At 44.2% G+C, this 24,696-nt stretch carries 22 protein-coding genes; 15 read left to right on the top strand and 7 right to left on the bottom strand.

Annotated features, from left to right (window positions below):
• Nucleotides 1-39: 39 nt before the first annotated feature.
• The 5 genes from OCU38_RS14635 to hutW form a co-directional block, all read right to left on the bottom strand.
• Nucleotides 40-1,767, bottom strand: coding sequence for an ABC transporter ATP-binding protein (locus tag OCU38_RS14635; RefSeq protein ID WP_261824960.1), 1,728 nt, complete (start codon nt 1,765-1,767; stop codon nt 40-42).
• A gap of 475 nt (nt 1,768-2,242) precedes the next feature.
• The gene (locus tag OCU38_RS14630) at nt 2,243-4,405 is read right to left on the bottom strand and encodes a TonB-dependent hemoglobin/transferrin/lactoferrin family receptor (protein ID WP_261824928.1); all 2,163 of its coding nucleotides are present in this window, start codon (nt 4,403-4,405) and stop codon (nt 2,243-2,245) included.
• Nucleotides 4,406-4,518: 113 nt separating this feature from the next.
• The gene (gene hutZ, locus OCU38_RS14625) at nt 4,519-5,172 is read right to left on the bottom strand and encodes a heme utilization protein HutZ (RefSeq protein WP_261824927.1); all 654 of its coding nucleotides are present in this window, start codon (nt 5,170-5,172) and stop codon (nt 4,519-4,521) included.
• Nucleotides 5,169-5,690: a heme utilization cystosolic carrier protein HutX gene (hutX, locus tag OCU38_RS14620; RefSeq protein WP_261824926.1), complete on the bottom strand. Its 522-nt coding sequence runs from the start codon at nt 5,688-5,690 to the stop codon at nt 5,169-5,171. Before hutX ends, hutZ begins: the two co-directional genes overlap by 4 nt.
• A gap of 18 nt (nt 5,691-5,708) precedes the next feature.
• Entirely contained in the window at nt 5,709-7,064 is a 1,356-nt protein-coding gene (gene hutW, locus OCU38_RS14615; RefSeq protein WP_261824925.1) for a heme anaerobic degradation radical SAM methyltransferase ChuW/HutW, read from the bottom strand.
• A 181-nt stretch (nt 7,065-7,245) separates the two neighbouring features.
• Here hutW and OCU38_RS14610 point away from each other — a divergent pair, with 181 nt between their 5' ends.
• Genes OCU38_RS14610 through OCU38_RS14585 form a run of 6 tightly spaced genes read left to right on the top strand, consistent with a single transcriptional unit; the run spans nt 7,246 to nt 11,942 of the window.
• On the top strand, nt 7,246-8,142 hold the full coding sequence (locus OCU38_RS14610; protein WP_261824924.1) for a TonB family protein: 897 nt from the start codon (nt 7,246-7,248) through the stop codon (nt 8,140-8,142).
• An 18-nt stretch (nt 8,143-8,160) separates the two neighbouring features.
• A complete protein-coding gene (locus OCU38_RS14605; protein WP_261824923.1) occupies nt 8,161-8,832 on the top strand; it encodes a MotA/TolQ/ExbB proton channel family protein in 672 nt (223 codons plus the stop codon).
• Nucleotides 8,829-9,251 carry an ExbD/TolR family protein gene (locus tag OCU38_RS14600; protein ID WP_152820065.1) on the top strand — a complete coding sequence of 141 codons (423 nt, stop codon included), beginning with the start codon at nt 8,829-8,831 and terminating at the stop codon, nt 9,249-9,251. Before OCU38_RS14605 ends, OCU38_RS14600 begins: the two co-directional genes overlap by 4 nt.
• A complete protein-coding gene (locus tag OCU38_RS14595; protein ID WP_261824922.1) occupies nt 9,248-10,096 on the top strand; it encodes a heme/hemin ABC transporter substrate-binding protein in 849 nt (282 codons plus the stop codon). The genes OCU38_RS14600 and OCU38_RS14595 overlap by 4 nt, the downstream gene beginning before the upstream one ends.
• A 2-nt stretch (nt 10,097-10,098) precedes the next feature.
• Entirely contained in the window at nt 10,099-11,163 is a 1,065-nt protein-coding gene (locus OCU38_RS14590) for a FecCD family ABC transporter permease (RefSeq protein ID WP_152820067.1), read from the top strand.
• A complete protein-coding gene (locus tag OCU38_RS14585) occupies nt 11,163-11,942 on the top strand; it encodes a heme ABC transporter ATP-binding protein (RefSeq protein WP_261824921.1) in 780 nt (259 codons plus the stop codon). Before OCU38_RS14590 ends, OCU38_RS14585 begins: the two co-directional genes overlap by 1 nt.
• Before the next feature lie 158 nt (nt 11,943-12,100).
• Here the strand turns inward: OCU38_RS14585 and ppsR are convergent, their stop codons facing one another.
• On the bottom strand, nt 12,101-12,934 hold the full coding sequence (gene ppsR / locus OCU38_RS14580) for a posphoenolpyruvate synthetase regulatory kinase/phosphorylase PpsR (protein WP_261824920.1): 834 nt from the start codon (nt 12,932-12,934) through the stop codon (nt 12,101-12,103).
• Between the two features lie 177 nt (nt 12,935-13,111).
• Here ppsR and ppsA point away from each other — a divergent pair, with 177 nt between their 5' ends.
• Nucleotides 13,112-15,484 carry a phosphoenolpyruvate synthase gene (gene ppsA / locus OCU38_RS14575; RefSeq protein WP_261824919.1) on the top strand — a complete coding sequence of 791 codons (2,373 nt, stop codon included), beginning with the start codon at nt 13,112-13,114 and terminating at the stop codon, nt 15,482-15,484.
• A gap of 125 nt (nt 15,485-15,609) precedes the next feature.
• Here the strand turns inward: ppsA and OCU38_RS14570 are convergent, their stop codons facing one another.
• Nucleotides 15,610-16,668, bottom strand: a complete 1,059-nt coding sequence (locus tag OCU38_RS14570) for a DUF1254 domain-containing protein (protein WP_261824918.1) — start codon at nt 16,666-16,668, stop codon at nt 15,610-15,612.
• Nucleotides 16,669-16,976: 308 nt separating this feature from the next.
• Here OCU38_RS14570 and OCU38_RS14565 point away from each other — a divergent pair, with 308 nt between their 5' ends.
• From OCU38_RS14565 to cysD, 8 genes are all read left to right on the top strand, one after another.
• Nucleotides 16,977-17,945, top strand: coding sequence for an AAA family ATPase (locus tag OCU38_RS14565; RefSeq protein WP_261824917.1), 969 nt, complete (start codon nt 16,977-16,979; stop codon nt 17,943-17,945).
• Between the two features lie 11 nt (nt 17,946-17,956).
• Nucleotides 17,957-18,907, top strand: a complete 951-nt coding sequence (locus tag OCU38_RS14560; RefSeq protein WP_261824916.1) for a DUF58 domain-containing protein — start codon at nt 17,957-17,959, stop codon at nt 18,905-18,907.
• A 1-nt stretch (nt 18,908) separates the two neighbouring features.
• The gene (locus tag OCU38_RS14555) at nt 18,909-19,406 is read left to right on the top strand and encodes a DUF4381 domain-containing protein (RefSeq protein WP_261824915.1); all 498 of its coding nucleotides are present in this window, start codon (nt 18,909-18,911) and stop codon (nt 19,404-19,406) included.
• The gene (locus OCU38_RS14550; protein WP_261824914.1) at nt 19,399-20,424 is read left to right on the top strand and encodes a vWA domain-containing protein; all 1,026 of its coding nucleotides are present in this window, start codon (nt 19,399-19,401) and stop codon (nt 20,422-20,424) included. The genes OCU38_RS14555 and OCU38_RS14550 overlap by 8 nt, the downstream gene beginning before the upstream one ends.
• Complete coding sequence (locus OCU38_RS14545) at nt 20,417-21,400, top strand: VWA domain-containing protein (RefSeq protein ID WP_261824913.1); 984 nt, start codon at nt 20,417-20,419, stop codon at nt 21,398-21,400. The genes OCU38_RS14550 and OCU38_RS14545 overlap by 8 nt, the downstream gene beginning before the upstream one ends.
• Nucleotides 21,401-21,405: 5 nt before the next feature.
• The gene (locus OCU38_RS14540) at nt 21,406-22,050 is read left to right on the top strand and encodes a hypothetical protein (RefSeq protein WP_261824912.1); all 645 of its coding nucleotides are present in this window, start codon (nt 21,406-21,408) and stop codon (nt 22,048-22,050) included.
• Complete coding sequence (locus OCU38_RS14535; RefSeq protein ID WP_261824911.1) at nt 22,037-23,386, top strand: BatD family protein; 1,350 nt, start codon at nt 22,037-22,039, stop codon at nt 23,384-23,386. Before OCU38_RS14540 ends, OCU38_RS14535 begins: the two co-directional genes overlap by 14 nt.
• A 357-nt stretch (nt 23,387-23,743) precedes the next feature.
• Nucleotides 23,744-24,652 (top strand): sulfate adenylyltransferase subunit CysD, encoded by a 909-nt coding sequence (cysD, locus tag OCU38_RS14530; RefSeq protein ID WP_021713596.1) that lies wholly within the window; start codon nt 23,744-23,746, stop codon nt 24,650-24,652.
• Nucleotides 24,653-24,696 lie beyond the last annotated feature (44 nt).

Genomic DNA, 24,696 nt, shown 5'->3' with positions numbered 1-24,696 from the left:
TGAGCAAGGCTAATGTTCGTTAGCCTTGCTTTGTTTTTCTTAGCCAGCTTGTAAACTGCCATATAAGGTTTGATATAAACCATCCGTTTCAATCAAATCTAAGTGCGTACCCGACTGAATGACTTTGCCATCTTCTAATACATAGATAAGGTCGGCCTGTTTTACAGCCGATAAACGATGCGCCACAATCAAAGTAGTTCGATTTTTCAAAAAACGATTTAATGCCGTGTGTAATTGCGCTTCTGTTGACGTATCCAGCGCTGAGGTCGCTTCATCTAAAATAACCAATTCAGGGTTACTCAATACCATCCTTGCAATGGCAAGCCTTTGTCGCTGACCGCCGGATAAACGCACCCCTTGTCGACCTATATGCGAATCTAATCCATTGGGTAATGTATGTCGTAAATCGCTAAGTTGCGCTACCTCAAGAGCACTCCAAAGTTCATCTTCATGGTAGTCCTTACCTAAAGTGAGGTTTTGACGTAAGGTATCGTTGAAAATCATCGGTTGCTGTAACACGACCGCTAACTCTTGACGCAACGCTTCGTAACTGACCGTTTCAATACTGTGTCCATTGACCAATATTTGCCCGCTATCTTTTTGGTAAATCCCCAATAAAAGCTGAATTAAGGTGGATTTCCCTCCGCCTGAAGCGCCCACTAATGCCACCCGTTTTCCTTTGGGAATGATCAGCGAAAAATCATCCAAAATATTGCGCTCAGAATCATAAGCAAAGCTGACATTTTTAAACTCGATCTCTATCGGGTCGCCTTGAGTAAACGGATTGACGCTGGCTTTTGGTCGGTACTCTTCAGGCATTTCAAGGATGCCATTTAAGCGTTTCATGGCCGCTGATGCGCTATACCATGAATATTGGATACTGAGCAGTTCTTGCACTGGCGACAACATAAACCATAGATAGCCAAATACAGCAAAAATTTGCCCTATGCTTAAATCACTAAACAGCACCATTAACATAGCGGCCGCTCGGAAGATCTCAAAGCCGATTAAAAACATTAAAAACGACAAGCGATTGGCCGCATCAGATTGCCATGCGTATTTGTCTGCATCCACACGAATCGATTCTGCGTCTTGCTTTAATCGCCCTAGATATTCTTGCTCTCTATTTGCCGCTCGCAACTGATAGATGCCATCTAAGGTTTCAACTAAACGTTGCTGGAAACGTTCAAATGCTTGGTTTTCTTTCTTTTTAAGATGTTTAACTCGTTGTCCAAGGTGGCGAGACAAATAAATAACCACTGGGTTCATCAAAATAATGAACAAGCCCAGCTGCCAATTGAGCCACAATAAAATTCCGCCCGTACCGATAACCGTTAATACACTAATGACAAATCGGCTCAGTGTTGAGCCAATGAATTTGTCTATGGTTTCAATATCGGTGACTAAGTGCGATGTGAGCCCGCCACTGCCTTTTTCTTCGTATTGTTGCATCGACACGCGACCCAACTTGTCCAAAATCCACTGCCTAAGCTGACAAGTGAGACGCTTTGAGACCAAAGTAAATTGGCGAGTTTGCAAGATATTCAGTGCTTGGCTCACAATCCTCATCACGATGATCATCAGCAGAACAGTCACTATATAGCCTGATGCGGTTTGTATGCTTTGCGGTAAAAAGCGATTTAGAAACTCTAACCCTTGTGCGGGTTTATTCAGCAGCACTTCATCAACCATAAGCGGCAACAAAAGCGGAATAGGCACACTGATTAACGTAGCTAGAAAGGCGATTACATTGGCGTAGATGAGCATTTTTTTGTGTTTCAATGCTTGTTGATATAACCACTGCTTATTGAGTGTCGGCGCAGTGCCAACGTCTTGTTTTATCACGCAAGATCCTTCTTATTTGAGGTAGTAAATCGATGACAAATTGCATTCATTGTATGCCTTGCTGTATACATTGCAGTATGTATTGAAATGAAGTTTAGTCATAGAAAGGATAGTTCAATCTAGATGAGGCATTAATACCAATCGTACCAAATAACTGGTCATTCTAGCTTGTTAAAATGCTCGATAACGGCGTTAGAATTTTTGATTGTAGAATAACTACTTATCGAAAAATTCTGCCTTGTTCTCGAGCATTTTTCCTGCGCTAGCTCTGATCACTTACTTAGTGTGATTGGTATAAGATTGGTATGAGAGGCGCAGATAAAAATCATCATCAATATAAACAACAAACACTCTACTAAGCTAGACGCCCAGTAGAGTGTTAATAGATTAAATCAAGTTAGAAGAAATATTCTAAGCTCACACCCCAGTTACGACCGGCTTGTGTTTCAAAGTCAGTTTTCTCGGTGTTGCCTCGTAAATCTTCATACAACCAGTACTTTTCGTCCATTACGTTAAATAGACCAGCACGCAGTGTCAGATCGTTCATTGGACGGTAGTAAGCGGTGATATCAAGTAGGTTATATGCTGGCGCTTCAACGTTATCTTCTTCTGTCCACTCGTCTTTACTTGCGACCATAGTGAAGTTAATCAAACCACCAAACATGTTGTTTTCGCTGTCATAACCTAAGCCAATCACACCCGTTAGCGGTGCAACAGAATCCAGTTCACGACCAGTATTCACATCTTCACCATACGCGTAAGCCACACTTAACTTAGTGTAAGTACCCATTGGTCCAAGCACCGTACCAGACGCTTCTGCACCATAGATTCGCGCTTCATCGATGTTAACTGAAGTGAAAATATCACGTCCGGTTGCAGGATCAGTACCCACTTTTTCTGTGGTAATGAAATCATCGTATTCATTGTAGAAACCACTGACTTCATACTGATAAATATTACCTTTCCCACGGAAACCTAGCTCATAAGAAAGACTCTTTTCTGCTTTCAGATCTGGGTTACCATAGAAGATAGCGCCTTGGTTGTAGAAGTAATAAAGGTCATAAACCGTTGGCGCTTTAAAGCCTTGGCTCACTTGAACATAAGGGCTAAATGCATCCGCAACGTGGTACACAGCACCTACACGGCCAGTAAAGGCATCATCAGAGTTACTTGCATGAGTATCAGCGTAACCATCGTTTGCTTCAGGGTCTGTTTTAAACGAGTCGTAACGAACGCCTGCCGTTAACACCAATTTTTCATCCATCAAGAAGGCTTGATCTTGGAAGAATACGCCCCACTGCTGAACCGTTGCATCAGGTAAGCCAGTGCTACCCGGAGCTGAGCTTGGCGGAGCACCTGTGCCACTTTGAATAAAGTGATCGGTGTTCTCTAAGCTAAAGTCGTTGTGTAAGAAACTCGCACCGTAGGTCAGTTCATGATAATGCGTATCTGCAACAATCACTTTATTAAACTGCATATCAAACTGGATGGAGTCATCGCTTGCCACTCTTTGGCGGTTACGAATACGATCTTGGAAAATTGGGAAGCCATTCGCCGTGTAATTTGTCGTATCGTAGTTATCTGAGTGTGATTCAGAAAGCTGGTATGACACCGTCCATTTCAAATCATCCGCTATCACGCTATCTAGCGCCCACTCATGATCTAAACCAATACGAGTTCGAGTGGTATTGTCTTTAGCGCTAACGTCTGAATACTGGAAGCCTGGGAATATTTCCCACCCTTCTTGAGAAAGTACTGTCTCATCGTAAGTTCGGTCAAAGTATTCAAACGTCAAACCCACTCGGTGCGCATCATTTACTTGATAAAATGCTTTAACCAAACCGTTGTATAGTTCTGTATCAGCAGGATCCGCAGCCCCGCGATCTTCGCCTTCAATATCAGCGCCGTCACCGTGTGTTTGATGCTCATTACCATCCGCGTAAGTAAACATGGTCAATGTTTCCCACTTACCTTGGCGCATTGCCCAAGTAGCGGTGTTTTTAAACTCATTATTTACTGATGAATAGCCAGATTTAATGCCAAAACGATTTTCATCGCCATCGGTGATTAATACGTCATCCGGATTTTTGGTACGCATTAGTACCACGCCACCAATCGCATCTGAACCATACAGGCTAGACGACGAACCTTTACTCACTTCAATACCCGCTAAAGTGTCGGTTTCAATGGTGTTTGGGTATTTACGTTGTTGGGTTGAACCTGGGTTGTATGAGAATGGCTGTTGTACCGAGTCCACCATCACTTTTACGCGGCTATTATCCATACCACGAATATTGAAATCTGAAACACCAAAGCGACCACTGCCTTGCGCTTGAACGCCTGGGGTATATTTCAGGGTATCTTTTAAATTATTGTTCATCTGCGAATCTAAGTCATCGCGACTTACCGTTGCGACAGATGAAGATACATCACTTTTATTTTGCTCTGTTTTTGTCGCTGAAACGACCACTTCATCAAACGTATATGTTTCCTCAGCAAACACTGCTGACGAGGCCACAATTGCACTGATGGCAACGGCTAAAGTTGTTTTTTTATACATGATTAGACCAAAAATCCATTTATAAAGTTGTAAAAACCCTACCGACTAAGAATGCTCAAAGTCAGCATGAAGAGTGCTTATCGTTTTTGCTCTCTATATGTGAGAGCTAGAGATTAGTTTTGTTCAGGTATTGGCTCAGCTATGCTTTTATGATCAACGCCCTGTTGTGCAATGCTTTGGCTCTCAGTGCTTTGTTTCTCAGCGCTTTGTTTCTCATGCTGTCCATGCCCATGCCCTTCAGATAAGTGCAGAAAATCCACTAGATCATTACCTGATACATTAAACGCTTGCCCAAACCCTTTTACGTAACGCCCGTTACTTGGCGTTAATTTGTAGAGGTTAAAGTCACCTAACTTAGCTAAGTTTTGCGCCATTTCACCAAAACGTTGTTGTAATGCTTGCACCCCTTCAATACCTTGCTGAGAGGTTTTATCTAGGTGCTCAGCGGTAGTATCAAATGTCAGGCGCTTTCTGGCGTGCACATTGTTGGCAGAGGCTTCATCCTCTACCATCATAATCGACACATTCTTATTCGATTTTAGATTCTTACCATGTGCCGCAAGATCACTGACCAAAATGTAATAACCGGCATTATTAAACGCAAAAGGCGCGTAGCTTACGTGCGGTAAGCCATCTTTGGTGATAGTTGCTAGCTGTAAACTCTTGCAAGCATCACGAAATTCTTGAACTTCAGGTCCTAAACGACCCTGTAGGCGCTCCTGCTTTATTTCTGCGCGACTCTTTCCATCTTGATCATGGGCACTCATTGTGCGAATTCCTTTTTAAGTTGAGCTAGTTTTTCTAGTTGTTCTGGGAATAATTGACGCTTTTGGTCACGGCCTAAATAGACCTTGAACACACACTCGCCACTCTCATCAAAAAAGCCAATATAGTGGCTTTCCATCTTATGAAATGGTTTTGAAACGACGGCAATATGTTTAACCAATTCCAGTTTCAGATGCCCATGTAATTCACCTTCACGCCCCATTAGGTTGTAATAGCCGTGCGCCACCTTACCTTTAGGAAAAGGCGCTTTGTACTCAAATATCGAACCACATGAATGCACAATAGTCGTTACTTTGCCCCATGCAGGTAGAGCTTCTAAAATAGCCTGTGCATGCTCACCGGAAATAGCCGTCATCATGCTAGAAGGCAGTACAAAAGAGATCTCACCTTCGGTTAGACCTAGCTGCGTCGACATTTCAGAGACAGGCACCGAGTCATCCTTCTCCATCAAAGTAGCGACAGCTTCTAATACTTGTTGTTTGCTTAATTTGCTATACATCTTTTCCCCTAAAATCAATTATGCAGCTTGTGTTATTTTCTTGTTATGTGGTTGTGGTTGGTTGCTTGAGACAACCTGAATAAGGTTTTGCGCTAGCGTGACAGACCAAAACTGCCCCGCTAAAGTTAATGATAAATAGCCGTTAGCCAGCTCAACTAAACCGTTCTTTTTCCACGCTTGGAAAAGAGGCTGAAGGCGTTCAAACATCCCATTTGGCAGGGCATTCGCACTTAATACACCGCGATCAAAGGCCGCTTTAATGATGGCTTCAATGTTCGCGTTCGGGGAGCGATGAAACGCCATTGCCGCGGCAAATTCATTCGCTTCACCAGCGGCTATATATTTGTCCATATCACGATATTGCATTGAGCTAATGCCATTTACTGTGCCACCAGCGCCTGCACCTAAAGGCATTACTTGTGCGGAGGTTTTCGCTAAGCTGTTATAAATTGAACGCTCGCGGTTGCCCGAACTCCAGTGATTGACACTTAGACGCGTTTGGTGATGCTGAGCCATAAACTCAACACCCATTTGGAACATGCTGGCTTTGGTTTGTGTATTGGCTGGCTGGGGTAATTTACCTTGTGCGACCAAACGTCCCATCGGCAGATTCTGCATTTCGATTAATTGATACAGATCGACCCCATTGGCACCACTTTCTAGGTAAAGTTCTAGATCTTTCGCCCATGTATCTAAGGTTTGATGTGGCAATCCATATAAAAGATCAATCACAATCGGTGCACTGTTGTAACTTACAAAATGTTGTAAACGTTCTAGCACCTCATCGCCGTCATTAAGACGTTTAGCACTGCGGCGCACCTTAGTATCAAAGCTTTGCACGCCAAAAGAGAAACGATTGATACCGCCTTCAAGTGCCGACTCAAATTTGTGGTCGTCAAAACGATTAATACGACCTTCTAGGGTGAACTCGCAATCTGGAGTTAATGGAAAGTGACGATGCACCAGCTGAGCCAGTTCTTTAATTTGCGCTGCGCTGAGATCGGTAGGCGTGCCACCACCAATGTAAACCGCTTGGAATGGGTAGTCTTGACTCCAAGGCATACTCGCCTTCCACATCAGCTCTTTTTTTAGAGCAGCAAAATAGCGATCAATTAACTGAGTGCTAGACGCGTATTGGAAAAAGTTGCAGTAAGTGCAACGCACACGACAAAAAGGGATATGGATATACAAACAACGTGGCGTCTTTTCCCCAGATTTTGAGAAGGCGTTGGTTAATGTAGACTGCACCAGATCTGGAGATACCGGCTTAGCCACTCCTCCAGCGTGCGCGCCCTTTTTCTTCTCAAAGGCAAATCGCAACGGATCAGGTGTATGCCTGCCTATGATATCTAAATTGTCCAATTCAAGATTCATATCTACTTCTTACTTTCCATATTCTAAATAACGATTTGGCGGATTATTGTCATACTTTTTAATGATAATAAATCTCATTCACACCGATTCGTGACTAAGATCACGAACTTAAATCGAAATATAAATGATTATTGTTCTTGTTTCGGCGTTATGTATACTCGCATTTATTCAGGCTTAATTTATGACAATTTTGACGACAGTGAAGAAGTATAGATATCTAATAGCAAGTGCTATTTCCCTTTTAACTCATGGAGTTGCACTCTCATTCCCTGCACCAAAGCCAGAGATAACCCTTGCCAATGATCTGCAAGGTCAAGCACTTAACATTCAATTTATCTCTATAGCACAAGTTAAAAAAGAAGCCACTCGTCAAGAGACTGAAAGCAAACCTGCGCCTGTGGAAGAAGCTCCACAGGCAATAGAAAAGCCACTGCCGCAAGAAGTAAAAAAAGAGGTTCAACCGCCAAAACCTAAACCCGTAACTAAACCTAAGCCCGTAGAAAAGCCTAAGAAAGTTGTACAGAAGAAACCTGAACCGAAGAAGGTAACCCCAAAACCAGTTGTGCCTAAACCTGTTCAAAAGCCAGTTACCACAGCTAAGAAAACCGCTGAACCTGTAGCGCCTAAACCGCCAAAGAAAGTACAGCCAGTTAAGCCTGAGCCGAAAGAAGTGGCCAAAGTTGCGCCAAAGAAAACAACAGAGGTAGTAAAAGAAAACTTAGATGACAAGGTAAAAATAGATGACGTCGCGGTTACTAAAGCGACTGAAACTACAACAGCCAGTGAAAGCGCAAAACCGAAAATGATCAGCAAGCCAACGTTCTCTGCCAAACCAACAGCGGTGAATTATCCCAAACTGGCACAGCGACGTGGTTGGCAAGGTAACACCTTGGTAGAGATTTGGATAAATGAAGAGGGCCAGCAAATGAAACAGCTAATTGTGCACTCTTCAGGTCATGAAATTTTAGATATTGCGGCGGTCAAGGCAGTCACCAAATGGAAATTCCAACGCCGTAATGAACAAGGGCAACGCATGGCTTATCGCGTGCAAGTGCCTATTAACTTTCAACTCAACTAGATTTAACACGAGCTCACTATGAACACCTTGATTACGCTTCACAGCCAATTAGGAATGATGACCATACCACTGACCGTTTTGTCAGCTCTCACGCTTATGCTCATCATCGAACGCACTATTTATATGCTTTTTAATGGCAGAACCCACACCTCACAAATATTGTCCAAAGTGCACCGCATTGATTTTTCAAATTCTGAGCAAGTTGAAAAGTTCATTGAACGCGATCTGCAAGGTAAAACCATTATGTTTCAAGCGATGCGCATGTTACTTGGTCATCGCTCTTTTACTAAAGATCTCCGAGAAGAAGCCGTTAGCATCTGGTTATTTAAAAAGCGTCAGCAATATAAATCAGGCATACGTACTCTTTCTATCATAGGTGTTATCAGCCCTTTGATTGGTTTGCTTGGCACAGTATTGGGCCTAATTGAAATGTTTAAAGGCTTAGCACTGACCTCAGGTTCTATTTCTCCATCGGTTTTGGCCGATGGCTTAGGCTTGGCAATGTCGACCACTGCGGTCGGGCTATTAATTGCTTTGCCTGCCATTACCGGCGCGCAACTGCTTAGCATGTGGATTGAAAAAACCTTAGCGACTATCGAATACACCTTAAATCACAGCAATTTACACATTGAAGGCATCTCTATTGAGTGTCCGGACAATGCCAAGTCATGTGAAGAGGTCGTTGCATGATCAAGTCTCAGTCTTCTCTGTTTGATGAAGAATTTAAACCTGATTTGACCCCCCTACTCGATATTATTTTTATCGTGATGGTGTTTCTTCTATTAACGGCCAATATCACCATTAAAACAATGGAGGTCGCCATTCCGCAAACAGAAGATGCGCAGGTGCTCAGTGATCAGGATAAAACGGTGATTACCGTGAATATTTTAACCTCCGATCCTAAGTGGGCCATTGATGGGGAGAGCTTTGCCAATTGGAATGCTTTTACCCGTACCTTATTAGAAAAAGTGACAATGTCACCAGAAAGAGATTTGATTATCTCGCCCGATAAATCTGCCGATGTGGAGTCGATGCTAAAACTGCTCGCTTGGCTACAAACCAACAATATTGATGCGACAAACATTGTCATGGAAGAGAGTACCCAATGAAACAAACACTTTTATTCATCACCCTAGCGTTTTTCTCCTCGTTCACTTTGGCTAACACGCAAAGCGAACCTAACAGAATCATCAGCGTCGGTTCTAGCGTTACCGAACTTCTATACGCGCTAGATGCTAAAGATCAATTGGTAGCGATTGATATCACCAGTAAACATTTTGATCCTGCCGGCGAATTGCCGCAGGTGGGTTATCATCGTCAACTGTCAGCAGAAGGATTAATGGCGCAAAACCCAACTCATATTATCGGCTCGAACGAGATGGGCCCTGACACTGCTCTTGCCTTACTAAAATCTGCGGGCATAAAGGTAATTACTGTTCCTGCGGGCAACAGTGAAGCTGATTTAGATGCACGTATTGATACGGTAGCCAATGTCACAGGCAAAGAAGTGCAAGCTATTGAGCTAAAAGATAAACTTCACCAACAAATGGAAAATCTAGCCAAGCTTGATCCTAAGCATCACCCTAAAGCTATTTTTGCTATGTTAAGTGAAGGTCGCCCTGCCACGATTGCGGGCTCTGAAACGACTGTAGACAAAATCATTCAACTTGCCGGTGGTAAAAACCCAGCAAATCAAGACTTTAACTCTTATAAATCCATGTCTTTTGAAGCCATTATCAATATCCAACCCGACTACATTTTAGTGCCACAACGCACCTGGGATGCGATGGGCGGCCAGCAAGGTATTCTGCAAAAATTCCCTCTGCTAGCAGCCACTTCCGCCGCTTCCAACAATCAAATTATTCCAGTACCGGGCAGCGCTCTTATTGGCGGATTTGGTATTGAAAGCATTGAGTTGAGCCGAACTCTTTATCACACCTTCCAGCGCGACTAATTATGAACTTTGCACCCTCAATTAAACTATCAACGCCAACCTTACTCAGTATTGCGCTGATTTGTGTTTGCTTCACTAGCGTGCTTTCCATCAGTGTTGGGCCTATGGAGATCAGCTTTAGTCAAAGCATGAGAGCCTTAGCCTCCAATGTTGAGTTTTTGGATCTGCATGATGGGGCACTGCCTGCGCATATTCATATGATAGTGCAGCAAGTGCGCTTGCCTCGAACCCTACTGGCCATCGCCATAGGTGGCATATTGGCGATTTGTGGTGCGGTAATGCAAGGGCTATTTAGAAACCCTCTTGCCGATCCTGGCATTATTGGCGTTTCTGCAGGCGCAGCACTAGGCGCGGCGCTGGCAATTGTGGTATTTGGCTCGTTGGCGCAAAGCTATCCGCAACTGTTGATGTTTGGCACTGTGCCTATGTTCTCGTTTTTAGGTGGCGCAATCACCACTTTATTGGTCTATCAGCTTGGCACCTCACCCACGGGAACCTCAGTCACTATGATGCTACTTGCGGGGGTGGCGATTGGCGCACTTTCAGGGGCTATGTTGGGGCTTTTAAACTACTTTGCCGATGACCAAGCCCTTAGAGACTTGTCTCTTTGGACCATGGGCTCGCTTGCGGGTGCCAATTTCTCGGGCGTAATATTTGCCTTTAGCGTGCTCGTTATTCTTGGCCTTTTATTTTACCGCGACGCCGAGAATTTAAATGCCTTATTGTTAGGCGAAGCTGAGGCAAATCATCTGGGCATTAACGTACAAAAACTGAAAGGTCGATTGATTCTACTTACCGCCGCAGGCGTTGGGGTAACCGTTTCTCTGGCGGGAATGATAGGTTTTATCGGCCTAATAGTGCCGCACATTGGGCGCATGATTTCAGGCCCAAATCATAAAACTTTGTTGCCTCTGGCTATGGTATTAGGCGCTCTGCTGCTGCTTATCTCTGATATGTTATCGCGCATTTTAATTGCTCCCTTAGAAATCCCAGTGGGGATCATTACCGCGGTATTAGGCGCCCCTTTCTTTATTTGGTTACTTATCTCGCAAAAGGGACGAATTTAATGCGTATTCCAGTAGTAAAATGCAGCGATATTTCAGTCAATATCGGTAAAAAGTCCATTTTAGATAAGGTCAATATCGAATTTCATTCTCATGAATTTACCGTGTTACTTGGCCCGAATGGCACAGGCAAAAGCACTTTATTAAAAACGCTCAGCAATGAAATGCCCTACTCAGGCGAGCACCTGATCATGGGTAAACCTTTACGAGATTGGGATAAAAAAGTGCTGGCTAAGCGGTTCGGAATTCTGCCTCAATCGAGCTCACTAACCTTTAATTTTACCGCGCAAGAAGTGGTTGAATTAGGCGGGTTAACTTTATCGGGCGGGCAGAAGAACATCACTCGCGTAGCAACAAGAAAAATGGAAGAAACCGGGGTATTACACCTAGCCGAGCGCCTGTATCCTAGCTTATCTGGCGGTGAAAAACAGCGCGTGCACCTAGCGCGAGTGCTGACCCAACTAGACTCCATTGAGCACAGCAAAATACTGTTTTTGGATGAACCCACCTCGGCGCTAGATTTAAGCCACCAGCACAACACTTTGCAACTTACTCAGCAACAGGCTAAACAAGGCGCTTGTGTGGTCGCCGTACTGCACGACCTAAACCTGGCTGCGCAATACGCTGATAGAATTGTGGTCCTCAACCAAGGCAACATAGTCGCAGACGGCACGCCTTGGGAAGTGCTGACCTCTGAAACCATTAAAGAGGTGTATAGTTGGCAAACACAAGTTATGCCACACCCTACTCAGCAGCATCCGGTCATATTGTCGGCTCACTAGATATTCATTTCACTAAATCTAGAGAGCGTTCAATCCGTAAAACCTGTCATCCATTTCACTAACCGTTCCTTAAACAATAGGTAGGAATCACGGACAAGATCACCTTGTTGCTCCTTTTAGCAGGAGCAACAAAAACATAAGTTTCATCAACTACCCACTTAAAGTACGCGGCGTCGTAAACCCGTTCGCTCCAAGATGCGTGTCGAAATTTCTTCAACCGATAGTGAAGAGGTATTGATGTAAGGTATCGCTTCTCTGCGGAACATCGCCTCTACCGTTTGTAATTCATACAAACATTGTGAGTCACTGGCGTATTCGCTGCCTGCTAAGCGGTTCTCTCGAATCTCCATCAACCTTTCTGCTTCAATCGTTAAACCAAACAGCTTGTGTCGGTAGATTTCAAATTCTGGCAACAGCTTTAAGCGCGCTAAGTCATCATGGATAAATGGGTAGTTTGCTACGCGTAAACCAAACTGCATCGCCATATACAAACTTGTTGGTGTTTTGCCACTTCGAGAAACACCCAACAAGATGACGTCGGCTTCTTCCAGCCCTTTTAGCGTGATGCCATCATCGTGTGCGAGCGTATACTCTATCGCGGCAATACGATCGAAATACTTAGCCGAATCCTTGTTTACACTGCGAGAGCGCTGCAATTTAGGAACAGGAGCCATCTGAATGTCATCCTGTACTTTCTGCACGATGCTCTCTAACACGTCATAACAGTGCGCAGGCGCTCCTAGCAACTTTGCCTTGATATCAGGTATCACAATCGAAAAGAACACCAACGGTTCTAACCCGGTATCACGATACGAAATTTCAATCTCTTTTAATAAATCAGCAAGCTTGTCCTCACTTTCCACAAACGGAAAGGTTTTCTCATTGGCTTTGAAAGGGAATTGACCTAGAACAACATGCCCTAAAGTCTCACATGTTATGGCCGTTCCATCAGAAACATAGAATACATCACGACTTTGAATATCAATTTGCATTTTTTGTTTAATATTTAAAATTATTTTGAGTAGGATGGGATCATAATATATATAAAAAACCCCTGCTGACTATTACGTCCCCCACAGCTTTAAAAAATAATTTACATTTTTTTAAACTGATACGTAATCGTTTGCCTTTAAATCCCTACAATGCTTGCTATGTTTCTGGAGAAATAAATGCAAAATAATACTCTATGGTTCAATGGCCTATCCATGGAAGATGTCGACAAAGTCGGCGGTAAGAACGCTTCACTGGGCGAGATGGTTTCTAACCTGTCCAATGCCGGAGTTTCTGTTCCTAATGGTTTTGCTACCACTTCGTATGCGTTTAACGACTTTCTTGACTACAAAGGTCTCGATGAGCGCATTCATCAACTACTTGATGAACTTGATGTTGAAGACGTTGACGCACTGCGTAAGACAGGTGCAACGATTCGACAATGGGTTCTAGATGCACCTTTCCCAGAATCACTAGAACAAGACATCCGTGATAACTACCGCGAGCTAATTGAAGGCAACCAAGAATTGTCTGTAGCTGTGCGTTCATCTGCAACCGCAGAAGACCTTCCAGATGCTTCATTCGCCGGCCAGCAAGAGACCTTCCTTAACGTGAAAGGCATCGACGCGGTGCTAGAAGCAACCAAGCACGTTTACGCGTCACTGTTTAACGACCGTGCTATCTCTTACCGCGTACACCAAGGCTTTGACCACCGTGGCATTTCACTGTCTGCGGGTATTCAACGCATGGTTCGTTCAGACAAAGCCTCTTCAGGCGTGATGTTTACGCTAGATACTGAGTCTGGCTTCGACCAAGTCGTGTTCATCACTTCTTCTTGGGGTCTCGGCGAAATGGTTGTACAAGGCGCGGTGAACCCAGATGAATTCTACGTTCACAAACCTATGCTAGAAGCCGGTCACTACCCAATCGTTAAGAAAACGTTTGGTTCTAAGCTGATCAAGATGATCTACTCAAGCAACCAAGAGATTGGCAAGCAAGTTGATATCATCGATACCGACACGCAAGAGCGTAACGAGTTCTCACTGAACGATGAAGAGATCAAAGAACTGGCAAAACAAGCGATGATCATTGAGAAGCACTACCAACGTCCGATGGACATTGAGTGGGCTAAAGATGGTATCGACGGTAAGCTATACATTGTTCAAGCTCGACCAGAGACGGTATGTTCTCAAAGCGACCAAAACGTTATCGAGCGTTACGAGCTAAACAACAAGGCGGATGTCTTAGTTGAAGGCCGTGCTATCGGTCAACGTATCGGCTCAGGCCCAGTTCGTTTGGTTGACTCTCTAGAGCAAATGTCACTGGTACAAGAAGGCGACGTACTGGTTACAGACATGACAGACCCAGACTGGGAACCTGTGATGAAAAAAGCGTCTGCTATTGTCACTAACCGTGGCGGCCGTACTTGTCACGCTGCAATCATTGCTCGCGAGCTTGGTATCCCTGCGATTGTTGGTTGTGGTACCGCAACAAGCAGCCTAAACAATGGCGATACCGTAACAGTGTCATGTTCAGAAGGCGAAACAGGCTACGTTTACAACGGCGAACTTGACTTTGAAATCAAACGTTCTGAGGTTGATGAGCTACCCATGCTACCCGCCAAGGTAATGATGAACGTGGGTAACCCAGATCGCGCTTTCGATTTCGCACAAATCCCCAACGAAGGTGTTGGCCTAGCTCGCCTTGAATTCATCATCAACAAGATGATCGGTATTCACCCGAAAGCCCTATTGAACTTCGATGCCCAAACTGACGAGCTAAAAGCAGAAATCAGCGAACGTATCCGCGGCTACAAAGATCCAATCGATTTTTACGTAAGCAAACTGACAGAAGGCATCGCGACTATCGCATCTGCGTTCTGGCCTAAGCGTGTAATCGTACGTATGTCTGACTTTAAGTCGAACGAGTATAGCAACCTAGTCGGCGGTAAAACGTTTGAACCGCATGAAGAGAACCCAATGCTGGGCTTCCGTGGCGCATCTCGTTACATCTCACCGGTATTCGAAGACTGCTTCGAGCTAGAGACTCAAGCGATCAAACGCGTTCGTAACGAAATGGGGCTTAAAAACGTTGAAATCATGATTCCATTCGTTCGCACTCCAAGCGAAGCAGCGTCGGTTATTGACATTCTGGCTAAGTATGACCTTCGCCGTGGCGAGCAAGGTCTAAAAGTTATCATGATGTGTGAGCTACCATCGAATGCAATCTTGGCTGACGAGTTCTTGAAGTACTTTGATGGCTTCTCTATCGGTTCAAACGACATGACACAACTGACACTTGGCCTAGACCGAGATTCCGGTGATGTGGCACACCTATTCGATGAGCGTGACCCTGCTGTGAAAGCGATGCTGAAAATGGCGATCGATGCAGCAACCAAAGCAGGTAAATACGTAGGTATTTGTGGCCAAGGCCCATCTGATCATGACGACCTAGCGAAGTGGTTAATGGAACAAGGCATCAGCTCTGTTTCACTAAACCCAGATACGGTTATCGATACATGGTTGAAGCTTGGTAACGTCGTAAATAAGTAGATAAATAAATAAGAACGCTTCATGCAATACCTAACAAAGCCCCGCTTCAATAAGAAACGGGGCTTTGAATTCACAAACACTCCGATTTATAGACTAATGATGTAAAACTAGTGCTTTTTTTCTACTTAGTTAACCGCTTTAACTAAAGGCAATACTCGGAAGCCATCGCGCATCTTTTGGCTTGGCATATAGTGACGGAACGCTAGGTTAAATACGCCAGAGTCGTTCTTAGTCGCGATATTGTTTGGCGCATCATCGCCACAACCGAAGCTCACAGTATAAGTACCATCGGCATTTTTAGTCGCCGTATTCGAGCTGACATTTGCCACATCGTTAAACATAAAGCCTTGTTTGTTATATACAGTTACTGACCAAAACGCCTGATTTTCTGGGTCTTCAAAAGTCGCTTGGTGACAAGTATCTGCTGGGAAGTTACCTGATACTTCATAAATATTATCTTGCAGTTGCGCCCCGCCCCAACCAATTGCAGCACCTACCGCATACTTCTCTTCTGTAAATAGTTCTTTGGATTCATCTTGCGGATCGGTAAACATACCTGCAGTTGCCTGAGCACCATCTCGTTTTAATATGGTTGGCATCTCTGCTTTCAGCTCTTTTTCTACCTTTTCAAAAGGGCCTTTTTGTACTTGTGGCGCCTTAAATTCTGCGCTCGCTTTTGCGTCAATGGTCATTTTATCTTGAATCGCATGCACTTCATCTTCGGTGAATGTCGCATCGGTACGAACAATCACATACACATGGTCGCCAGCATGAGTAGAAAGATCAAAAGTACCCGAACCGTATTGCATTGCTTGAATGCGGTGATCTTCTGTAATCACTTCCATAGACATGTATTTGCCTTCTGGAATTTCTGGAAGCGTAATCGTTGCCCCCTGTGAAACGTTAACAACGGCCATCGAATAGTATGTATCTCGGTTCATTCGCACTACGGGTTGTTGATCGGTCGGAGTGAGAACGCGCTTATGTTCAAAGTTATTCACGCCCACCTTTTCTTGAACTTTCAGATACTGTCGCGCTGTTTCGTAGATTGCATAGTTCTTTTCAGTGGTCACTTCGCCTTTATCACTAAAGAAGTCAGTAAGGGTCGCTACTTCAGTAGCCGCAAACGTTGGTAGTGCAACAATGTTAAGACCTAGAGCAATACTTAGAGCCAGTTTTTTCATGATGGGTTTCCTATATTTGTCATTTAAATTGAACACTTCAAACCAACGAATGCTTCCCTTAGAAATTGACTTGATTTGTGCCTTTCACGTTTCACAGTTTAATGATTGGTCCCTGCAAAGCTATTGACTTTGATTCATATGTGATATCCGCCAAAAGCATATTACATAACAAATAATAGTCTCTATATTTATAAGCGTTGAAATAAAGACACACTTTTTAAAATAAAAATGTTCCGCTATTTCCTCAATTACAAACTATCTTTAACTAATTGTATTTATTCACGTTATAACAGCTAGAGAGTGACGACATGAATTCTAATTTAGAATCAGTAATGCAACTTAAGAAGCAGATGGAGCAATCGGTCATCGGACAACAACATATGGTCGATACCTTGTTGGTCGCGCTACTGACCAACGGCAACGTTTTGCTTGAGGGGCTACCTGGAACGGCTAAGACTCGTTCGATAAAAGCATTGGCTTCTGCTTTATCCGTTGACCTAGGTCGAGTTCAATTTACACCTGATCTGCTTCCATCTGACGTGACCGGCACAGAGGTGTATCAGGATGTCGATGGTAAACCTACCCTCACCTTTCAACCTGGCCCAGTGTTTAATAATTTACTGCTTGCCGATGAAATCAACCGCTCTCCCGCTAAGGTGCAAGCGGCGTTACTAGAGGCAATGGAAGAGCGTCAAATCACCGTAGCCGGCAAAACTTACCAGTTGCCTGATTTGTTTATGGTCCTTGCCACCCAAAACCCAGTAGAGCAAGAAGGGACTTACCCGCTTCCAGAAGCACAGATGGATCGCTTCATAATGAAAATCAATTTGGACTATCCAGACGCGGATGCAGAAGAACAAATTATCAAGATGGTGCGCGGAGAAGAAAAGCCTTCGTCATATAAGCCAGAGCCGATTGATCCCGCTTGCATTTTTGCCGCGCGAGAAGAAATTCAACAGATCTATTGCAGTGATGCGGTATTGAAATACTTAGTGTCGATCATTATCGCTACCCGTCAGCCCGAGAAATACCCAGATTCTGGACTGGCAAACTGGATTGCAGTAGGTTCAAGCCCAAGGGCAACCATAGCGCTAGACAAATGCGCGCGCGCTATGGCGTGGTTAAAAGGTAAAGACTTTGTTGACCCTGATGACGTCAGGCAAGTGGTACACGGCGTACTTCGACATCGTCTTATCCTTTCCTATGATGCATTGGCCGAAGGCGTAAGTTCAGATCGAGTGATTGACGAAATCTTATCTCAAGTCGCAGTCGCGTAAGAGAGCACGGTATGGCGAACTCCAATCCTATCAAGCAAAAAACATCGCAACTCGACCCACAAATCTATACCGATTTAAAGTCGTTGCGCCTCATGAAATACAAAGCCACAGGCTTTGATTTTTTACCACCGCAACCTGTCAACAGTCTATTAACTGGGCGTCACGTATCCAAGCTGCGTGGCCGAGGTTTAAACTTTGAAGAGATGCGTCATTACCAGATTGGGGATGATATCCGCACTATGGATTGGAAGGTCACCATGCGTACCGGCAAGCCACATGTAAAGATTTTCTCGGAAGAACGTGAGCGTAATGTTTACCTACTTGTTGACCAAAGAACCAATATGTTTTTTGGAAGTACCGGAAAGATGAAATCGGTTATCGCCGCCGAAATTGCAGCTCTTATTGCATGGAAAGTGACGGACTCAACCGATCGCGTGGGTGCCATCATTTATAACGACACCACCGCAGTGCCAATAGCTCCGCAACGCAGTGCCAATCACGTATTAAAGATCTTAAATGAGATAGTGATTAAAAATCAGCAGCTCAGCGTAGGTAAAGCAAAAGATTCTCAAGGCAATTCATTTGCTCAATTATTTCATCAAGCCAAACGCTTGGTTAAACACGATGCGTTAATCATCTTAATTACCGATGGTTACGGCTATCGTGAGCAAAGCGAAGAGCAAATCAAAACGCTCTGTAAGCACAACGATGTAGTGCTGTGCCATGTCACCGACCCGTTAGAACATAACCTAGCAAAGCTGGACAAAATGGTGCTCACTGACGGCAACCTGCAACTGGCCGTCACCCATAACCAAGCCCAAACAAAAGAACGCTTTGCTAATGACGTCACTCAAGCGCTAGAAAATTTTGCACATATGGCGAAGAAATACCGCATTCCGGTGATTGAAATTAATACGCTTCAGCCAGCGGATCAACAGCTGCGAAAAGCCCTTGGAGCCTAGTATGAATGGCACAACCGAAACATTAAAACCCGCCAGCATGAATGCGATGCTATCAGGGCTTGGCGAGCCAAGCCTCCCTACGCCTATTTCATGGATACCGAATGCGCCGGGTTGGTATCTTGTACTGCTCATCATTGCCATCTGGCTTATCTATCGTGGGTTTAAGGCATATCGTCAATACCAAGCTAATGCGTATCGTCGTATGGCATTGCTTGAGCTGCAATCTTTAGATAAAGACAGACTGCGCCTGATTCCGCAACTGCTACGCAGAACAGCGCTTAATGCGTATCCACGCCATCAAGTCTCACCTTTGCTGGGCAATGAATGGGAAAAATGGCTCGATGAGCAATGCAAAGATAGCCAATTTTCGTCGCAATTAAGCGGCTTATTAGCCACGCTTTCGTATGCGCCTAACGCCTCTATCAATGAGAACACCGCGCACAATCTGATTGCCCAAACAGCGCATTGGATCAAACATCACGAGGTGAGTCATGATTGAATTTGAATATCCATTGGCATTGCTGCTTGTAGTATTGCCATTGCTGGTTTATCGCTTTTTGCCGGCGTACAAAGAATCTAAAAGTGCACTGCAAGTGCCTTTCTTTGAACGCTTAGTTTCAGTATCTGACGACAAGCCTTCACACAGCGCCACCTTATTGCATCGTAACAAGGTGCAGTGGACGCTGGTTATTATCAGCTACCTGAGTTTGATAATCGCAATAGCCAAACCTATGTGGGTGGGCGAGCCAATAGAGCAAAAGAAATCGGCGCGAGAAATTATGGTCGCTTTAGATTTATCCGGTTCGATGTCAGAAAAAGACTTTACCGATGAACAAGGCACAACACATGACCGTTTATACGTTGCTAAGCAAGTGCTTGCCGATTTTGCCAAGCGTCGTGAACACGACCGATTGGGCCTTATTTTGTTTGCCGACGCCGCCTACGTTCAAGCGCCGTTTACTGAAGATATCGATACTTGGTTGGCACTATTAAACAGTGTCGAGCTTGGCTACGCGGGATTTCAGACCGCCTTTGGCGATGCTATCGGACTCTCCATTGCGGTATTCGAACAAGAGAACAGTCGCCAAAGAGTGATGATTCTATTAACCGACGGGGACGATACCAGTTCTAAAATGCCTCCCGTTAAAGCTGCAGAAATAGCGGCCAAATATGGCGTGAAGATTTACACCATCGCCATTGGCGACCCTAGCACTGAAGGGCGTTACAAAATGGATCTCCCTACCCTAGAAAAAGTCTCTGCGGTAACCGGTGGTCAAATGTTCCATGCCATGAATCGCGCCGAGCTTGATCAAGCATACCAAGCCATTGACGAGCTAGAACAACAAGAGTTTGAGTTGTTAACACACCGACCTCGTCACAGCCTGCATCATTGGGCATTTGGCGTCAGCTTTTTATTTAATTTACTGGCCGCGCTATGGGTGTTTAGTAAAAAACTCCACACTAACCAGCGCCAAAAAGCGCTTCTTAGCCAAGTAAAAGAGGGGCCAAATGAATAGTTTATTTGACTGGGGACTTTTCGAGAATCTCAGCAATTTCCATTTTATTCGACCATGGTGGTTACTGGCGTTAATTCCCTTAGTGGCGATACAACGCTCAATGGCAAAACAAGACGATTTAGTGACTCAGTGGCAATCGGTGATGTCGAAAAACATCATTGAGCAGCTGACCCTAAACAAGCAAAGCCGCACTTGGATGACGCCAATTAAGCTGTTCTTACTCTTTTCCATATTATCAACATTGGTGATGGCGGGCCCGACATGGAAAACACAAGCGTCACCCTTTTTTGAAGATAATGCGGAATTGATTGTGGCCCTTGATGTGTCGGAGTCTATGTCTAACACCGACATTCAGCCCTCTCGACTGGAACGCGCTAAACAAAAGATCTCTCAGTTAGCAGATCTAAGAGGTGATGCTAAAACTGGCTTAGTGGTTTACGGCGGCAGTGCGCATATTGCTATGCCCGTCACTAAGGACAGAGAGCTCTTTCGTTATTTTTTAGACGCACTTGATCCTAGCTTATTGCCTGATAATCAAAGTAAACCCGAATCGGTTATTAAGCCTATCGTGGCTTTGCTTAAAGAATCCAAAGTGCCGTCGACTGTGCTAATTGTCACCGATAAAACCGACCCACAAGCGATAGAAAAAATGCAGCAAGAATTTGCATCACTATCGCATCAAGTCTTGATATGGGCGATGGGAGAAAATCCAGAAAGTGGACGCGAGGGTGCTCAAGGTTTATCTGACACTCAAATCCAAAACTTAGATGCGTTAGCTAAGTCGGGGCACGGTTCAATGACCCTATTTACCCACGACTCAACAGACGTTGAGCAAGTGTATCAAGATATTCAAAGTAACCTGTTTGCGGTGAATGACAAAGCACAGCCTTGGGTAGATTCAGGTTATCCGCTGTTATTTTTACTGTTACCTATCCAACTAATGTGGTTTAGAAAAGGGTGGACTTTGCAATGGTAAGTGTAGTGACAACTAAAACAACAAGCATGAGTCTAGGCTGGCTAAAAAGCAGAGCATACTGGCAATACTTACTGCTACTCGCCCTTTGTGTAACAGCGTGGGGAGTGCTATCGCCCAATCAATTTATGAACTTTTGGCTGACTAAAGATCAGCAAGGTTATGTGCATTTTAAACAAGGTGATTACGCGCAGGCTCAAGCCTCGTTTGAATCCCCTGCTTGGAAAGCTCATAGCGCTTATCTTGCGGGAGATTTTCAAAGTGTCCTGACCCTATTACAAGAGACTAATGATGATAGAGCTCGATACTTAATGGCCAACGCATTGGCCTATTCAAATCAGTTTGAGCAAGCAAAAGCGCTCTACACTGCGCTATATATGGCAAAAAGTACCGAACCTTCACTGCAAGCTGAAATGAAGCAGAATATCGAAATCATAAACGCAGCCATCGACAAGCAAAAAAACGCCCCTTTAGAGAAGCAAGAAGGAGACAAGAAAATTGATGACAGGAGCATAGCCACCAGCGATGAAGAAGCCACGCTAGGTAAGCCCACTGAGCTTTCCAATCAAGTTTGGTTAAAGCAGGTTCGTCAAGATCCATCAAAATTCTTACGCCAAAAGTTTCAACAGGAATTTGCCAATGAAAACGAATAATCTCACTTTTCAAAGCTCCATGAGCAAATGGCGATTATGGGTATTGGCACTAACGCTTCTAATCGCAACTGGCTCGTCATACGCCAATGATGTTCAAGCATTTATCGACGACAACACTTTGACCTTGTCGGTGGAAATCGCTCATGAAAATGACAATCTTGCCCCTAAACAACAAGTATTGGCAAACGTCATACTCAGCAGTCGTCAGCCGTTTGAAAATGAAATGGTGGTGCCCTATTTTGATATTGCGAACGCGGTTGTAATAAAAGACGAACAGAAAATCGCTCGCTCAGTAAAAACCATAGCTGGTGAAAAATGGTACACACAAACGGCCAAGCTCTATATTTATCCTCTCACTAAGGGGCAATTCACCATACCAAGCTTTAAGGTCGATGTGTCGCTTAAAAATGGCGAGAGTAGTGATGCCCAATTAACCGGTAGCATCACATCAAAAGAAGCCACTTTTAACGTTGCAATGCCTGCTGCACTAAAAGGTGTTACTGACTTTATAACAGGCACAGCCGCCACTTTTCGCTTATCCACCGATACGCCTAACAGTGATTCGGACCCATACGCGGTAGGCGATGCGGTCGTGTTAACCTATCAATTAAAAGTAAAAAATTCACACATGATGCTACTGCCTGATTTGGTAATGCCCGATATTTCAGGCGTAGAGGCATATAGCAAGCCGCCCGCAAAAGAGAATGTGTTTGATCGTTTAAGTAAACGAAATACCGCCGTATTAACCCAAGATGTCACTGTGGTGTTTCAACAAGCCGGTAAACTTGTCATACCGCCGCAAACAATAAAATGGTGGGATACCAAGTCCAATCAACTGCAAAGCCTGACTACAGAGCCTATGCAGCTACAAATTGGTGATAGCAGTGCCGTGCTTACGCAAAATAACAGCAGTGAAGTACTTGCTCAGTTTTTCTCTGAATACGGCAAACTTATCCTTGTGCTTGTCATTATCGCTATCATTAGCGCCGCGATAATCGCTCGATACACACGTCGCTCGACAGCAGAGCCTTTAGCAAAATCACCGGTAAAAACTGACATTCAATCAGAGATTAAACACTATCACTGCGCCATTGAAAAACAGCACTTTACCGAGGCTGTAGACCATCTTTATAAGATCGCAGGTAACCGCACATTTAATGAAAAGTTGGATAAAGAAGCGACCAAACTCTGGCAACAATTGCTCAGTGATTCGTTTAGTGATGCGACAAAAACGTCACCGTTAAGCGCACAGCAAGCAAAAACGCTACTCAATGCTGTGCTCAGTAACCAATCCAAACCTCATAGTGACGCTTTTAATTGGCAGCTCAATCCTTAAGCCAAACCTGACTGTTAAACAGGCAGATTAAACACAAAATAACCGAGCACCTGTGAGCTCGGTTATTTTTTACAACCAAGACTCTGCAGAGCGAATGTTATTAAAACTCCGACATATTCATTTTAGTTATAAGTATGTTCTTTTTATGCTTTAAACCTATGGGTATTTAAAAGATTATTTCTACGACAACAAATAACACATAAACCATTGATAAATATAAATATTACCAACACAATCACATCAGAGGATTTTCCCTTAGTCCTTCTCTGCCTATCTTAGATAGCTTAGTTATGAGCCAAAGCTATAGATTGTTGTTAGCTTGCTATCACATCTTAATAACAGGGATAGACATCTATTATGGATACCGCTCGACTTACCCACTTAAAAGCCCTTGAAGCTGAATCAATTCAGATCATCCGCGAGGTGACTGCTGAGTTTGAAAACCCAGTAATGCTTTACTCTATTGGTAAAGATTCTTCTGTATTACTTCATCTTGCACGAAAAGCCTTTTATCCAGCTCGAGTGCCATTCCCGCTTTTACATGTCGATACCAACTGGAAATTCAAGCAGATGATTGAATTTCGTGATGAGCTTGCAGAAAAATACGAGCTTGATCTGATTGTGCATAAAAACCAACGTGGTTTAGATATGGACATTAGCCCTTTCACTCATGGCAGTGCTAAGCACACTGACATCATGAAAACAGAAGGTCTAAAGCAAGCACTTAATGAACATGGCTTTGACGCTGCTTTCGGTGGTGCTCGTCGTGATGAAGAGAAATCTCGCGCTAAAGAGCGTGTGTATTCTTTCCGAGATCAAAATCATCGTTGGGACCCTAAAAACCAACGTCCTGAACTTTGGCAAATCTATAACGCTCGCGTAGATAAAGGCGAAAGCATCCGTGTATTCCCACTATCAAACTGGACTGAACTGGATATCTGGCAATACATCTACTTAGAAAACATCGACATGGTTCCGCTGTATTTTGCTAAAGAGCGTCCTGTTGTGGAACGTGACGGCACACTGATCATGGTTGATGACGAACGTATGCCGTTAGAACCGGGCGAAACTCCGCAAATGAAAAAAGTCCGTTTCCGTACCTTAGGCTGTTACCCGCTTACTGGTGCTATCGAATCAAAAGCTGAAACACTTCCTGAAATTATCCAAGAAATGTTGCTCACGGCGACTTCCGAACGACAAGGGCGCGTAATTGATAACGACTCCTCCGGTTCGATGGAGAAGAAGAAGATGGAAGGCTATTTCTAAGCCCCATTTCGATAACACGTAAGCCAGCTACATAGCGTAAGCCA

It is taken from the genome of Vibrio neonatus, assembly GCF_024346975.1.
Classification (GTDB): domain Bacteria; phylum Pseudomonadota; class Gammaproteobacteria; order Enterobacterales; family Vibrionaceae; genus Vibrio; species Vibrio neonatus.
The sequence above is the reverse complement of the archived record's forward strand: the minus strand, read 5'-3'. Positions and strand labels throughout refer to the sequence as shown.

Bases quoted from the DNA above. Each gene is read 5' to 3' on its own strand.
- OCU38_RS14635 (WP_261824960.1), bottom strand. From the start codon at position 1,767: ATGCTCATCTACGCCAATGTAATCGCCTTTCTAGCTACGTTAATCAGT.
- OCU38_RS14630 (WP_261824928.1), bottom strand. From the start codon at position 4,405: ATGTATAAAAAAACAACTTTAGCCGTTGCCATCAGTGCAATTGTGGCC.
- hutZ (WP_261824927.1), bottom strand. From the start codon at position 5,172: ATGAGTGCCCATGATCAAGATGGAAAGAGTCGCGCAGAAATAAAGCAG.
- hutX (WP_261824926.1), bottom strand. From the start codon at position 5,690: ATGTATAGCAAATTAAGCAAACAACAAGTATTAGAAGCTGTCGCTACT.
- hutW (WP_261824925.1), bottom strand. From the start codon at position 7,064: ATGAATCTTGAATTGGACAATTTAGATATCATAGGCAGGCATACACCT.
- OCU38_RS14610 (WP_261824924.1), top strand. From the start codon at position 7,246: ATGACAATTTTGACGACAGTGAAGAAGTATAGATATCTAATAGCAAGT.
- OCU38_RS14605 (WP_261824923.1), top strand. From the start codon at position 8,161: ATGAACACCTTGATTACGCTTCACAGCCAATTAGGAATGATGACCATA.
- OCU38_RS14600 (WP_152820065.1), top strand. From the start codon at position 8,829: ATGATCAAGTCTCAGTCTTCTCTGTTTGATGAAGAATTTAAACCTGAT.
- OCU38_RS14595 (WP_261824922.1), top strand. From the start codon at position 9,248: ATGAAACAAACACTTTTATTCATCACCCTAGCGTTTTTCTCCTCGTTC.
- OCU38_RS14590 (WP_152820067.1), top strand. From the start codon at position 10,099: ATGAACTTTGCACCCTCAATTAAACTATCAACGCCAACCTTACTCAGT.
- OCU38_RS14585 (WP_261824921.1), top strand. From the start codon at position 11,163: ATGCGTATTCCAGTAGTAAAATGCAGCGATATTTCAGTCAATATCGGT.
- ppsR (WP_261824920.1), bottom strand. From the start codon at position 12,934: ATGCAAATTGATATTCAAAGTCGTGATGTATTCTATGTTTCTGATGGA.
- ppsA (WP_261824919.1), top strand. From the start codon at position 13,112: ATGCAAAATAATACTCTATGGTTCAATGGCCTATCCATGGAAGATGTC.
- OCU38_RS14570 (WP_261824918.1), bottom strand. From the start codon at position 16,668: ATGAAAAAACTGGCTCTAAGTATTGCTCTAGGTCTTAACATTGTTGCA.
- OCU38_RS14565 (WP_261824917.1), top strand. From the start codon at position 16,977: ATGAATTCTAATTTAGAATCAGTAATGCAACTTAAGAAGCAGATGGAG.
- OCU38_RS14560 (WP_261824916.1), top strand. From the start codon at position 17,957: ATGGCGAACTCCAATCCTATCAAGCAAAAAACATCGCAACTCGACCCA.
- OCU38_RS14555 (WP_261824915.1), top strand. From the start codon at position 18,909: ATGAATGGCACAACCGAAACATTAAAACCCGCCAGCATGAATGCGATG.
- OCU38_RS14550 (WP_261824914.1), top strand. From the start codon at position 19,399: ATGATTGAATTTGAATATCCATTGGCATTGCTGCTTGTAGTATTGCCA.
- OCU38_RS14545 (WP_261824913.1), top strand. From the start codon at position 20,417: ATGAATAGTTTATTTGACTGGGGACTTTTCGAGAATCTCAGCAATTTC.
- OCU38_RS14535 (WP_261824911.1), top strand. From the start codon at position 22,037: ATGAAAACGAATAATCTCACTTTTCAAAGCTCCATGAGCAAATGGCGA.
- cysD (WP_021713596.1), top strand. From the start codon at position 23,744: ATGGATACCGCTCGACTTACCCACTTAAAAGCCCTTGAAGCTGAATCA.